Origin of the sequence: Heyndrickxia faecalis (assembly GCF_040267745.1) — a bacterium.
GTDB lineage: Bacteria > Bacillota > Bacilli > Bacillales > Bacillaceae_C > Weizmannia > Weizmannia faecalis.
The window spans coordinates 1,747,029-1,760,106 of sequence record NZ_CP158453.1 but is presented as its reverse complement, the minus strand read 5'-3'; the positions used below and the strand labels follow the sequence as shown (position 1 = coordinate 1,760,106).

Genomic DNA, 13,078 nt, shown 5'->3' with positions numbered 1-13,078 from the left:
ACAAAAAAAGGCAGACCCGGCGCAGAGGTCAGCCTTTTTTTGGAAGGAAAAATGAAAAGGTGGTCCCTTCCCCTAATTTGCTTTTGACAAAGATCCGGCCACCATGCCCTTCGACAATGTTTTTGGCAATCGCAAGGCCCAGCCCTGTTCCCGATTTGCCGCGCGTCCTTGCTTTATCCGCTTTGTAAAAGCGTTCAAATACAAACGGCAAATCTTCATCCGGAATACCGGATCCGTTGTCTTCGACGTGTACATATACGCCGCCGGGTGCTTCTTCCTCTTTTACTTTGACGTAACCGTTCGGGGAAGTATGCCGGAGGGCGTTATCAATTAAATTCGTCAGCACCTGTTCAATCCTGTCGGCATCGATTTCAAGGGTGAGATCGCTGTCCGAAGTCTCGCAAACGAGGTCGATTCCTTTTTCTTTCGCGATGCCGTTAAATTTATGTGTCACTCTTTCGATGAAACTGTTGAATGAGACCGGCTCCATTCTAAACGAAAAATGCCCTGCTTCCATTCTTGCCAGATCGAGCAGCTCATTGACAAGCCGGCCGATCCTGAGCGTTTCATCGTAAATGATTTTGGCAAATTCTTTCTTTTCTTCTTCACTTGCCGCAATATCATCAATGATCGCTTCGCTGTATCCCTGCAGCATGGCAACCGGCGTCCGCAATTCGTGCGAAACGTTTGCGATAAAATCATCGCGCAGCTTGTCCAGCTTCCGTTCTTCCGTCATATCGCGGATAATGGTGACAACGCCGCGGATCCGAGACAAATTATAAAGCGGGCTTGCAATCATAACATAGTACCGGCCGTTGATTTCAATTTCATCCGTCTGTTCTTTCTCCGTTTCGACCACTTTTGCAAGCAATGCGGACAGCCCTTCAGGAAGTGGAGCATCTTTTGCAGCCTGGTTATGATACCAGTTTTGAAGAAACATCTCAGCCGGCGGGTTCATGATTAAAATGGCGCCGTCCCGGTTAAAGGTCAAAACACCATCGGCCATGCTGCTTAAAATATTCCGCAGCTGCTCTTTTTCCTGCTTTAAGGCGTCCATATTAAATTTAAGCTGTCGCCCCATCGTATTAAAAGCGGTCGCCAGTTCCCCGATTTCATCACGGGTTAAAATCGGCACCTTTTTGTCAAAACGCCCTTTTGCCACTTCAAAAGCCGCTTCCCGCATTTTATGCAATGGCCCGCCAATCCTTTTTGAAAGGAAGAAAGCAAAGCCGGTCGTTAAAATAATGGCAATGCCTGCACCGAGCAAAATGATTTTTGTCGTTTGCCGCGTCATTTCCTGAAGCACTTCCAATGACTGGTAAACAAATACCGCGCCCGGTTCTTCCCCCTTCACATGAAGCGGGACGGCCGTCACAATCACATGATGGTACTTATTGCGGGAAGACCCGCCAGAAGGGGTTAACTCTTTGCTCACTTTCTTCTTTTCGCTAAACACTTGGGACAGCTGCTTGTCCTTTAAAATCGACGCGTACGGAATCCCTTTGTATGATTTGGAACCGGACGGATAAAAGATATCATTTTTGCGGTAAACGATCATGACTTTCTCGTTTTGGTCCAGAACGCCGAGGGCAATTTCTTTCCCGATCTTTCCGCTTGGGTGCTCCTCCATAATCCCCGAGATTTTTTGCGCCGTATTGGACAAATCCTGCTCAATCTGATTGATATGGTATTCTTCAAAAAACTTGAGCAACAGTACCGTCAGGATGAGCAGAACGCAGGCAACCATCAGCAGAATGGTCATCCACAGTTTTCCGACAACCGTCCGCCAAATTCTCATTCCGGCGCAACCTCAAATTTATACCCGACGCCCCAGACGGTAACGATCATTTTAGCCGCGTTTTCGCTCACTTTATTCAATTTTTCCCGCAAGCGTTTGACATGCGTATCCACCGTACGGAGATCACCGAAAAATTCATAATGCCATACTTCTTTTAAAAGTTGTTCGCGGTCAAACACTTTATCCGGAGATTTGGCGAGAAAATAAAGCAGCTCATACTCTTTCGGGGTCAGATTGACTTCCTTTCCGTCCGCTGTGACGCGGTGAGCATCATTGTCGATGGTAATATGCGGGAAAACGACAATGTCTTTTGCTTTTGTATCCGCGTTTAAGAAACCCGTTTGCAGCGATCGGCGGAGCAGGGCTTTCACCCGCAGTACCACTTCGCGCGGGCTGAACGGTTTTACAATATAATCATCCGCGCCAACTTCAAATCCTTCCACCCTGTTGGCTTCTTCGCCTTTAGCCGTCAGCATGATCACGGGCGTCATTTTCTTTTCGTGCAATTCCTGGCACACTTCAATGCCGTCTTTGCCCGGCATCATAATATCGAGCAAAATGCAGCTGTAGTCTTTTTCAAGCGCCATTTTCAAAGCGGTATCGCCGTCTTCCGCTTCATCTATCGTGTAATTTTCCCTTTCCAAATACATTCGTAACAGGCGCCGGATCCTTTCTTCATCATCAACCACTAAAATTTTTACATCCTCATCCATTGCTATTCCTCCTCAGTCAATATCAGCCGCCTGCTGCGAGCAAGATTCATCCAGCCGGTAAAATCCTTGCGGGCTTCCCGAGGCCATGCAAGCCGCCCGCATCCCCGGGTGGGGCTCCCGGGGATGCGGAGGATTCAAAAGCTTACAAAATCAGGCATACGAATGCAGCCCAGCAATGACAAGATTTACTGCAATCAGGTTAAACAGAATAATGGCAAAGCCAATGACGGCCAGCCAGGCGGATTTTTCACCTTGCCAGCCTTTTGACATGCGCAAATGGAGAAAAGCGGCATAAAACAGCCACGTAACCAGTGCCCACACTTCTTTCGGGTCCCAGCTCCAAAATTTGCTCCAGGCAATTTGTGCCCAGATCATCGCAAAGATTAACGCGCCGAGCGTAAACACCGGAAACCCGATCAATACCGAACGGTAGCCGATCTCATCCATTAAATCCGCATTTATATTTTTGGTGAGCGGTTTTAACAGCGCGCCGATCCGCTTTCTGGCCGCCAACCGGACCAGCACGTAAAGAATGATGCCGCTCAAAACAGACCAGAGCACCGTGTTCAGTTTGACGGCATTGATAAAGGCCGGCACATAAAACCACGGCGTCATTCTCCCAGCTGTTAAAAGTTCCCCGCCATGCGGCCCGATAACAGCCGGCATATGGTAGACGAGGGCATTTTCCCCCGTGTTTTTTGCCCCGTTACGGTCAATCCAGCTGAAATCCGCTTTGTAATGAAACAAGCCGAAAGCGGATTTTGCGACAATAAAACCGGCGATGCAGATTAAACAAAGCATAACAAATTCCAGCCAGAAAGTCTGCCGGTTTGATTTTTGCTGATCAGTGCTTTTCACAAGGTAAATCAGCCCGGCAGCAAAACTGACAGCAAGAATGGCCTCCCCGGCGGCCGCCGTTGTCACATGAATCTGCAGCCAGTAGCTCCTGAGAGACGGCACGAGCGGATTGATGTCTTTCGGGAACATGCTTGCATAGGCAATCAAAAGAAGTGCAACCGGCAAAGCAAACAGCCCGAGCACCGCACTCCTGTAAAGAAAATAAATGACCATAAAGGCTCCAACAAGCATCATACCAAAAAAAGTAGTGAATTCAAATAAATTACTTACAGGGGCATGCCCGGATGCGATCCACCTTGTAATAAAATAACCGGCCTGGCAAATAAACCCCGCAACCGTTGCGAAGATCGCAAAATTTCCCCACTTCGTTTTTTGCGGCCCAGTGCTTCCCTGTCCCTTTTTCGGTGTGCGGATCGCGCCGCCAAACAGTAAAGTGCCGATTAAATACAAAAGAAATGCGGCGAACAACAACCGGCTGCTCGTTTCGACCAGATTTTCCAATTTTCCCCCTCCTCATCCGATTGCTCCTGTCTGTTTAAGCCGTATGGGCCTGTTGCGGATTCTTCCGTTCTTTTCTGTCAACAAGCGCCGGCATGCCGGATGCGCTGAGCACCCATTCCAGCTCCCTTTTTAGCCCGTACCAGTTTTTATTTGTATGGGCTGCCAAAAGCACGGCGCCTTTCTCCCGCTTCAGCCAGAAACGGCGGTGATTCCAGTACGCCCCCTGAATGACCCCGATCATAAAGATCGCGCCCCCAACGGCCAGTACCCAGAGCGTCTCGTCTTTTCTTACGGCCAAAGCAGAAACATTCCGCGTTTCAAGCCCGGCAAAAGCCAGCTTGTAGTCATTTTTTCCGAGCGGTTCCACAGTCTGACGGATGGCAACAAAGCTTTTTTCCCCTTTCGGATGCTCCGGCGAAATTAAGCTGAAAAGAAAAGCAGGATTGTTTGGAATATACGAATCCGTTTGCGGCTCCCCGTTTTTGGCAAACCCCGTAAACGAAGGATAGTAGCCGAGCAGCTTGACTTTATAGCCTTTTCCGAGCGGGTACTCCGCCTTTGGATGGTACAGGTCAATTTTAAGTTTGCCGTATATTTTTTTATTCGACTTCTTCTCAAAAGCAAAAGACATCGCCTGGAATTCATCCAGCTTGTAATCCATTTGATACACGGCGTAATGTCCGAATTTCAAAGGTTTATTGACCTGGATGCGGTAGAATTTCACTTTTTTAAGCGGGGCGTCTTCCCCTAAAACGCGCTTTTTCCCCTGCTTGTAAAGCACGGCATCCGTCTCGAAATTTTTCGCAACATTGCCGACCCTATTCAGTGCCGATTCAAAATTTTGATTGTCTTTTTTGCTGTAAACTTGCAGCTTGAATTGCTTGTTCAGGAGCACATACTGCCCGTTTGTGCCGGGGAGCACCGCTTTTTCTCCTTCCCTCACCCAGACCAGTTCATCGACATACATGCCGGGAACAAAGCGGAGCATAGAGCCGCAAAGAAAGATGATCAATCCGATATGGTTGACGTACGGCCCCCAGCGGGAAAACCGATTTTTCTCGGCAAATAAGTTCCCGCCTTCTTCGCGGATTTTATAATGTTTCGCTTCAAGCCGGTGTTTGACCTGTGTATAAGCGGCGTCATCGATGGACCCTTCCTTTTTCACGTACAGGCGCTGCCGCTTCAGAAACCCTTCATGGCGCGCTGCTTTCTGGTTTAAGAGGGCGCGGCGCAGCGGGATAAAGCGGTCAAGGCTGCAAATGACGAGCGAAACGCCGATCAGGGCGATGAAAAGCAGATACCACCAGGAATTGTAAAGGTTATCAAATCCGAGCGTATACCAGAGCTTGCCGAACCAGCCGTACTGATTCTCGTAATACTCGGACGGGTCGACATTGGAAGGGATATAGTCGGCCTGGGGCAGCACAGTGCCGAGTGCTGACGCAATTAACGTCAGGACAATCAGCCAGACGCCGGTTTTTACGGACGAAAAAAAATTCCAGATTTTATCCACCGGCGTTTTTTTATACACTTGCGACCTGCGCGCGCTCCCTTCATACCGCATATCATGGAGAACTGCCGCCTCCGCTTCTGCTGTCAGCGCTTTCCCACACGACTCGCACAAAACGGTCCCGGGAGGATTCACATGTCCGCACTCACATTTTATATCCTTCATTGTCTCTCTCCTCGGTTATGGTTTGATCATATCCATCATGTCCTGAATGTCTTTTTTGGAGAGGTTTTGGTTTCCAATGATCACTTTTTTGACTTTCCCGTCCGGCCCGATCAAAAAGGTTGTCGGAAGGGGGTCGATGTGATACGCATGCTGAACATCGCCGTTTTTATCAATCAGCACCGGGAACGTTAGCCCATACTGTTTCACGAATTCGTCCACAAGAAAGCGCGTATTTTTTACGTGGACGGCAAGAATTTCCACGCCTTTTGGTTTATAGGATGAATAGAGTTCATTCATATAAGGCATTTCTTTCTTGCACGGCTCACACCATGTCCCCCAAAAATTCAAAAGGACACCTTTCCCTTTATAATCAGATAACCGGTACGTTTTCCCATTCAAATCTTTCAGGATAAAATCAGGGGCCTTATCCCCCGCTGCAAGCGCTCCCCGCGACTCCTTCGTCGCATTTGCATACAGTGTGTAACCGACAGCCAATATCAAAACAGCGAGAATCGCGGCGCGGAAAATGAGACGTTTCTGTTTCGTTTGTGACATTGCTCCTCCCCCTGTCCAAAAGTGTCACACAACTCTCATACATTATAACATTTTTCTGTCCTTTTTCGCTGTTTTTTGAAGTTTTTGTGAACAAAATAAGCCCCTTAACTTGCGCTTTTATTTACGGGAGGCGTCGCCGTTTTCGGCAAGGGATCTTAACGTCTTGACTTCGTGCGGGGTGAGCTCCCTTTTTTCGCCCGCGTTTAATCCTTTTAATGTCAGCATGCCGTATGCTTCGCGCCGCAGTTTTTCAACCGGGTAGCCGAGATGTTCGAACATGCGCCTCACTTGCCTGTTTCTGCCTTCATGGATCGTAAGCTGGACGATCGCTTTCTTTTTTCGTTTGTCCATGGACAACAGTTTTGCCCTGGCAGGCGCAGTCATGCCGTCCTTTAGCCGGATCCCTTTTTCCAGCTGCTTTAATTCCTGCCTGGATGGAATGCCGGAAAGCCTTGCAATATACGTTTTGTCGATTTCAAAACGCGGATGCATCAGAAGGTTTGCAAATTCACCGTCATTGGTGACTACTAAAAGGCCCGACGTGTCGTAGTCGAGCCGGCCGACCGGATAAACCCTTGCACCTGCATCGCGGAAATAATCGCTTACCGTTTTTCTCCCTTTGTCATCGCTGACAGCGGAAATCACCCCTCTTGGTTTATAAAAAAGGTAATATACTTTTTCTTCACGCTCAAGCGGAATACCTTCCACTTCAATTTTATCCGACTGGGACACTTTTGTCCCCAGCGTTCTGACTGTCTCCCCGTTCACTTTTACTTTCCCTTCCAGTATCAGCTGTTCCGCTTTTCTCCGGGATGTGACACCGGCCTGTGCGATCACTTTTTGCAAACGTTCCATCCGTTACACCTCAATCTGTTTTGCTTAAACTATCCTTTAAGCATTATGGCATAACGTAAATAAAATGCAAAGCCGGACGAGCGAAACAAGCACCCTGAAATGACGGAGAAACCGTTTTTTCTTTTACCGCGTCAGAATAACAACAGCACCATGAAAATCGCAATTATAATCCCGAACAGATCGGCGAGCAGCCCGACTTTTAAGGCGTCCCCCATTTTCCGGATGCCGACTGCCCCGAAATAAACGGTTACAACATAAAGGGTGGTGTCCGTGCTGCCCTGGATGACGGATGCCATTCTCCCGATGAGCGAGTCCGGCCCGTATGTTTTGATCAGATCCGCCATCAGGGCAAGAGCGGCATTGCCGGAAACCGGCCGGATCAAAGCAAGCGGCACGACTTCAGATGGGATACCGAGCAAATGCAGGGCCGGTTTTAAAAATCCGACAAAAAAATCGAGCGCCCCTGAGGCCCTGAAAATTGTGATCGAGACAAGCATGCCAACTAAAAAAGGAATGATGGAAAAGGCGATTTTAATGCCTTCTTTGCCGCCTTCCACAAATGTTTCGTAAGCCGGCACTTTTTTCCATGCGCTGTAAAGTAGGATAAATCCGACCATTGCCGGAATCAGCCAAATTGAAATCAGTGAGATCCATTTCAAAAACATCACTTCCTCCGTTTCGTCCGCCGGTGGTAAAAATAGCGGTCAATGCAAATGGCGGCAATGGTCGTTGCAAAAGTGGCGATGCAGGTCGGCGCCACAATCTCGGTCGGATGCGCGGAACCTGCATTCAGGCGGATAGCAATCACCGTTGCCGGAATAAGTGTGAGCCCGGATGTGTTTAAAGCAAGGAACGTGATCATTGAACGGCTTGCTTCCGGTTTCCTTCCGTTCAGTTCGTGCAGCTGCTCCATCGCTTTAATGCCGAGCGGAGTGGCGGCATTTCCGAGCCCAAACATATTGGCAATCATATTGGAGAGGATGTAGCCGAGTGCCGGATGGTTGTCCGGCACATCCGGAAACAATTTTTTTATCACCGGCCGGAACAGGCGGGAAAGTTTCGAAAGGAGGCCTGAAACTTCCGCAATCTTCATCATCCCGAGCCAGAAAACAAGAACGCTGATCAGGCCGATGCTGATCGAGACCGCATCGCGCGCGGATGTAAAAATCGCCTCGTTCACCGCCTGCATCTTGCCATTTACCGCCGCAAAAACGAGCCCGATCACGGCCATGCCGATCCAAATATAATTAACCATTGTTTTTCAGCCCCAATTGGATCCAAAATGTCTCTTTGAACTGTTCAAGCCATGTTTCTTTCTCTTTAACCGGCGTTTTCTGATAATAAATAGGCGTGCTCGCGATCACCTTTTCGTTTAAATAAACAATCGCCCTTCCGACGGTCTCCGGCACTTTTTCCGGGTCTTTCCACGAATTTTCAGGCTTTTTGATCCGGTATTCGACTTTTACGGCGTCTTCTTCTCCGGCTTTAAGCGGGTAGGTGATATCCCGTTTCACATAAACATGCTGTTTCAAATATTTCGTGCGGACGGCGGCAACCGGCCCCTCTTCCACAATCCGTTTCCTGTCATACTGGCTGAAGCCGTACTCATACATCGCAATATGGTCATCCCAGTCATCCGAATCGTTCAGGGTAACGGCGATGAGATTTTCGCCGCCTTTTGCCGCCGTTGTCACAAGTGTCCGTCTGGCCGCTTTCGTATAACCGGTTTTCCCGCCCGTACAGTACCGGTACTTTTCAGTCAGCAGCCGGTTTTTGTTCCGCCAGCCTTTGTAAAATTTCGTGCCGGTAATTTTCCGGAACTCTTTATTTTGCATCGCGTATTTCATTAACAGCGCCATATCGTAAGCGGTCGAATAATGGCGGCCACCCGGGTCTTCAAGGCCGTTCGGGTTAGCAAAATGGGTGTCATGCATGCCGATCTCCTTCGCTTTTTCGTTCATCATAAAAACAAAGCCTTCTATGCTGCCCCCGACATTTTCGGCAATGACATTGGCGGCGTCATTTCCCGACCGGAGCATGAGCCCGTAAACAAGATCCTTCATTTTCCATTTGTCTCCCGGTTTCAAATACAATGATGACCCCTCGGTACGTACGGCGCGGTTCGAAACGACAGCCTCCTTGTCCATTTTTCCCGATTCAATGGCCACTAGCGCCGTCATGATTTTCGTAATCGAGGCAATGCTTCTCGGTTCATATGCATCTTTTTCGTACAAAATCCGCCCTGTATCCTGGTCCATTAATATCGCGCTTTTTGCCTGCACAGACGGCGTATCAGCAGCAGCCGCTCCGGGCGGAAGGGCCGAAAAAACAAGCACTGCAAGCGCCGCATATAGGAAGTACCGTTTCATAAAGAAGCTCCTTTTTTCAGCTTTTCCAAACCGCGTTTTGTACAAGTTTATGCACGGAACAGGAAGAAATAACCGGAATATGTGTGAGACGAAAAAAGCCTGCACCAATTTGGGCAAGCTTTCTTCACGGCGAAAATCCGTTTTCGCCTTTTTCTTCATGGAATTTTTCAAAAAACAGATCTGCTTCTTCCTGCGAAAATTCGTCTTCCGGCTGTTCGGGAAACGGCGGCAGTTCTTTTAAACTTTTCAGCCCGAAATGGTCAAGAAATTCTTTGGTCGTACCGTAAAGGATTGCCCGCCCGGCGCCTTCCTGCCTGCCGACTTCCTGGATGAGCCCTTTTGCCATCAGCGTCTGCAGCGGCCTTTCTGTTTTCACACCGCGGATTTCTTCGATTTCAATTCTTGTAATCGGCTGTTTATAGGAGATGATCGCCAGTGTTTCAAGTGCCGCCTGCGATAATGTATTCGTATTCGGGGATTCGACCAGTTTTTTTAAATACGGCGCATGCTCTTTTTTGGTTGCCAACTGGTACGTGCCGGCCAGTTCAATGAGCGTAATGCCGCGATCCGGGTCGTTTTCATATTGTTCTTTTAAACGCTTTAAAATTTCAACTGCTTCAAACTCTTCAATTTCCATTACATGGGAAATTTGCTTCAGGGAAAGCCCCTCGTCCCCTGCAACAAACAACAGGCTTTCGAGGATGCCTTTCCAATGGACGATTTCCATATCAATCCCCCTCTTTCCTTACAACGGTAATGTCACCGAAATTTTCTTCCTGTACCGCCATAATTTGATGGCGCTTAATCAGTTCCAGGACAGCCAAAAAAGTTACGACAATTTGTTCTTTATCGTGAAAAGAGAATAAGTCGTAAAATTGGACGCTTCCCGGCGCCGTTTCCAGCTGTTTTAAAATTTCATCCATTCTTTCTTCGATCGAGATTTCCTGCCGTGTGATTTTGGTAAACAGCGGTTTTTGCAATTTTTTTCTGCGCAAAAGTTTATTTAACGCGCCGATCATATCATAGATCGTCACATTGGCGCCGATTTTTCTTCCATCTGCGTCCGACGCATACGCCGACAAATCGCTCGGCGGCTTGGTGAAGATTTCGCTGCGGCCGGCTTCAAGGCGTTTGAACGTGCTGGCTGCTTCCTTGTATTTTTTGTATTCGAGGAGGCGCTCGACAAGTTGTTCGCGCGGGTCTTCTTCCACCGTATAATCTTCATCCGGTTCATCTGGCTCCTGTTTTGGCAAAAGCATTTTGCTTTTGATCGCCAAAAGCGTGGCCGCCATCACAAGATATTCGCTTGCGACGTCCAGTTCAAGCTCTTTCATTGTATGGATGTAGTCCAAATACTGCTCGGTAATTTCAGCAACCGGAATATCGTAAATGTCGATTTCAAGCTGGTGGATCAGATGCAAAAGCAGATCGAGCGGTCCTTCAAACGCGCCGATTTTCACCTTATATTCCATAAAATTGTACACCGTTCCTTTTTCAAAGCGTCAAAATAAGTATAGCCTGAAACGTATGTATCTCCAATCAAAAGCGCGCAGATGGGCAGGAGTCCATACACGTTCCGGCGCGCCTACATAGTATACCATGTAATGACTGTTGAGGGAGGGGTTATCATGGCTGACGGTTTTGGCTGGGGCAGCGGATTTGCGTTAATTGTCGTGCTTTTTATTTTGTTGATCATTGTCGGCAGTGCGTATATCTGGTAACCGTAAAAAGGGCCTCCGGCATCATGCCGGCAGGTCCTTTTTGCCGTATCCGAAATAAAAGAAGACCCGGTCAGGACAGGTCTTCTTTTTCAGCACACTTATGGAAGAAGTCAACAATGTATTTATTCGGAACCACTTCTTTTCCTTCATACATTTGTTTTAAAGCCTTGACCATGCTTTTCCCGATTCCTTGGTCGCGATAAGACGGATTGACGGAAATATGCTGGATTTCCACTTTGTCCCCATCCAGTACAACCCCGATCAGGCCAACAATGTCATCATCCTCTTTCCATAAAAAAAGCTGCCACTTGTCTTCTGTTTCGTACAATTGCTTTGTTTGCTGCAGCTTTTTCAAATCTTTTTCATCTGGCATAAAGGACAACAGGCCCATTGCAATCTTATCGAAAGATTTTTTATACCGAATTAACATACTGAATCCCTCGTAATCATCCAATTTAATTCAAACGCTTTACTTATTAGTATATTCCTATTTCAGAGAAAGTAAACAAGGCACGTACAATATTTTCCAAAAGCAAGTCCGGAAAACAAGTGCCATCCGCTTTTCCGCCCCGGATTTGTCAAGAAAGCGGCACGCGCAGACGGAGATCATTGCGGATCAGGTCTTCGTACGTCTCCCGCTTTACGACAAGCTCATCTTTGCCGTTTTCGACAAACACAACCGGCGGGCGTGGGATCCGGTTATAGTTATTTGCCATCGAATAACCGTAAGCGCCAGTGCAAAATACGGCCAAAAGGTCATCGCTGCCTGTCTTCGGCAGCGGCAGATCCCAAATCAGCATATCCCCCGACTCGCAGCATTTCCCGGCAACGGATACGGTCTCTTCGCACTTATCAAGCGGACGGTTGGCCAGCACTGCTTCATATTTTGCGTCATAAAGTGCCGGGCGGATATTGTCGCTCATCCCCCCGTCAACCGCAATATATTTTCTGACATGCGGCACTTCCTTGCGGGACCCGACCGAATAAAGCGTCGTCCCGGCTTCGCCGACAAGCGAGCGGCCCGGTTCGATCCAGATCTCGGGAACCGGCAGGCGGCGGGAACCGGCCTGTTTCTTCACTTCTTTGACGATTTCTTCTACATAATAAGCAGGCGGAAGCGGATGGTCTTCTTCCGTATAGCGGATGCCGAAACCACCGCCAAGGTTAAGCACTTCCGGAAAATAACCGTACCTGGCATGCCACTCGTCCAGTTTATCCATAATTTTCTGCACAGCCAGGACAAAGCCGGCTGTTTCAAAAATTTGCGATCCGATATGGCAATGCACCCCGAGCAATTTTATCCAGCCGGATGAAAGCACCTGCTTCAGCGCCGCCTCCGCCTGCCCGTTTTGCAAGTCAAAACCGAATTTTGAATCTTCCTGGCCCGTTAAAATATAATCATGCGTATGGGCTTCAATGCCCGGTGTGACCCTTAAGAGCGCGGAAACTTTGCGGCCTTTTTCAGCGCACAAGTTTTCCAGCATGTCAAGCTCGTAAAAATTATCGGCAACGATGCAGCCGATTCCGGCATCAAGCGCCATTTCCAATTCTTCCCGGCTTTTATTGTTGCCGTGGAAATGAATGTGTTCAACAGGAAACCCGGCAGCAAGGGCAGTATACAGTTCCCCGCCTGAAACAACATCCAAAGACAGCCCCTCTTCATCTGCAAGCTGGATCATGGCAATGGCGGAAAAAGCCTTGCTGGCATAAGCAACCTGGGATTTGACGCCGAGTTTCCGGAATGTTTCCTTGAACGCTCTGGCCCTTTGCCGTATTAAAGCAACGTCATATACATAAAGAGGCGTTCCGTAACGGGCAGCGAGGCTTACCGTGTCAACACCGCCGATTTCGAGATGCCCCTTTCCATTTACCTTTACCGACCCGTTATGCTTCATGTTTTCAACCCCACCTAATATTCCGCCAATCGGGAGAGAAGCCTTCCCGGCATAAACCGGGGTAGGCTTCCCTCCCTTTCCTAGAGCTTTTGCGTTAATTTTCTACTAACTTTAACATAAAAACAGGCTTTCTGCAAT

Annotated in this window: 14 protein-coding genes; 1 reads left to right on the top strand and 13 read right to left on the bottom strand. The window is 48.3% G+C overall.

Going from position 1 to position 13,078, the window contains the following annotated elements:
- Window positions 1-28 precede the first annotated feature (28 nt).
- The 11 genes from ABR335_RS08490 to ABR335_RS08440 all read right to left on the bottom strand — a co-directional run bounded on the left by ABR335_RS08490 (window position 29) and on the right by ABR335_RS08440 (window position 10,796).
- The gene (locus ABR335_RS08490; protein WP_071451923.1) at window positions 29-1,798 is read right to left on the bottom strand and encodes an ATP-binding protein; all 1,770 of its coding nucleotides are present in this window, start codon (window positions 1,796-1,798) and stop codon (window positions 29-31) included.
- On the bottom strand, window positions 1,795-2,511 hold the full coding sequence (locus ABR335_RS08485) for a response regulator transcription factor (protein WP_014098125.1): 717 nt from the start codon (window positions 2,509-2,511) through the stop codon (window positions 1,795-1,797). The genes ABR335_RS08490 and ABR335_RS08485 overlap by 4 nt, the downstream gene beginning before the upstream one ends.
- Window positions 2,512-2,661: 150 nt before the next feature.
- Window positions 2,662-3,861, bottom strand: a complete 1,200-nt coding sequence (ccsB, locus tag ABR335_RS08480; protein ID WP_026104515.1) for a c-type cytochrome biogenesis protein CcsB — start codon at window positions 3,859-3,861, stop codon at window positions 2,662-2,664.
- Window positions 3,862-3,904: 43 nt separating this feature from the next.
- Window positions 3,905-5,545 carry a cytochrome c biogenesis protein ResB gene (gene resB, locus ABR335_RS08475; RefSeq protein ID WP_046720878.1) on the bottom strand — a complete coding sequence of 547 codons (1,641 nt, stop codon included), beginning with the start codon at window positions 5,543-5,545 and terminating at the stop codon, window positions 3,905-3,907.
- A gap of 15 nt (window positions 5,546-5,560) precedes the next feature.
- Complete coding sequence (gene resA, locus ABR335_RS08470) at window positions 5,561-6,100, bottom strand: thiol-disulfide oxidoreductase ResA (RefSeq protein ID WP_014098122.1); 540 nt, start codon at window positions 6,098-6,100, stop codon at window positions 5,561-5,563.
- A gap of 117 nt (window positions 6,101-6,217) precedes the next feature.
- Complete coding sequence (locus ABR335_RS08465) at window positions 6,218-6,955, bottom strand: pseudouridine synthase (protein ID WP_014098121.1); 738 nt, start codon at window positions 6,953-6,955, stop codon at window positions 6,218-6,220.
- Window positions 6,956-7,086: 131 nt separating this feature from the next.
- A complete protein-coding gene (locus tag ABR335_RS08460; RefSeq protein WP_014098120.1) occupies window positions 7,087-7,620 on the bottom strand; it encodes a spore maturation protein in 534 nt (177 codons plus the stop codon).
- Window positions 7,620-8,210, bottom strand: coding sequence for a nucleoside recognition domain-containing protein (locus ABR335_RS08455; protein WP_013859547.1), 591 nt, complete (start codon window positions 8,208-8,210; stop codon window positions 7,620-7,622). The genes ABR335_RS08460 and ABR335_RS08455 overlap by 1 nt, the downstream gene beginning before the upstream one ends.
- On the bottom strand, window positions 8,203-9,483 hold the full coding sequence (locus ABR335_RS08450) for a D-alanyl-D-alanine carboxypeptidase family protein (RefSeq protein WP_080666377.1): 1,281 nt from the start codon (window positions 9,481-9,483) through the stop codon (window positions 8,203-8,205). Before ABR335_RS08450 ends, ABR335_RS08455 begins: the two co-directional genes overlap by 8 nt.
- Window positions 9,449-10,051, bottom strand: coding sequence for an SMC-Scp complex subunit ScpB (scpB, locus tag ABR335_RS08445; RefSeq protein ID WP_014098117.1), 603 nt, complete (start codon window positions 10,049-10,051; stop codon window positions 9,449-9,451). Before scpB ends, ABR335_RS08450 begins: the two co-directional genes overlap by 35 nt.
- 1 nt (window position 10,052) lies before the next feature.
- Window positions 10,053-10,796, bottom strand: coding sequence for a segregation/condensation protein A (locus ABR335_RS08440; RefSeq protein ID WP_017550482.1), 744 nt, complete (start codon window positions 10,794-10,796; stop codon window positions 10,053-10,055).
- Window positions 10,797-10,952: 156 nt separating this feature from the next.
- On the opposite strand from ABR335_RS08440, the gene ABR335_RS08435 reads away from it, so the two are divergent.
- Complete coding sequence (locus tag ABR335_RS08435; RefSeq protein WP_014098115.1) at window positions 10,953-11,045, top strand: YjcZ family sporulation protein; 93 nt, start codon at window positions 10,953-10,955, stop codon at window positions 11,043-11,045.
- A gap of 70 nt (window positions 11,046-11,115) precedes the next feature.
- Here the strand turns inward: ABR335_RS08435 and ABR335_RS08430 are convergent, their stop codons facing one another.
- Together ABR335_RS08430 and lysA are read right to left on the bottom strand one after the other, a co-directional pair.
- Window positions 11,116-11,475 (bottom strand): GNAT family N-acetyltransferase, encoded by a 360-nt coding sequence (locus tag ABR335_RS08430; protein ID WP_014098114.1) that lies wholly within the window; start codon window positions 11,473-11,475, stop codon window positions 11,116-11,118.
- Between the two features lie 148 nt (window positions 11,476-11,623).
- Window positions 11,624-12,940 (bottom strand): diaminopimelate decarboxylase, encoded by a 1,317-nt coding sequence (gene lysA, locus ABR335_RS08425; protein WP_035184659.1) that lies wholly within the window; start codon window positions 12,938-12,940, stop codon window positions 11,624-11,626.
- Window positions 12,941-13,078 lie beyond the last annotated feature (138 nt).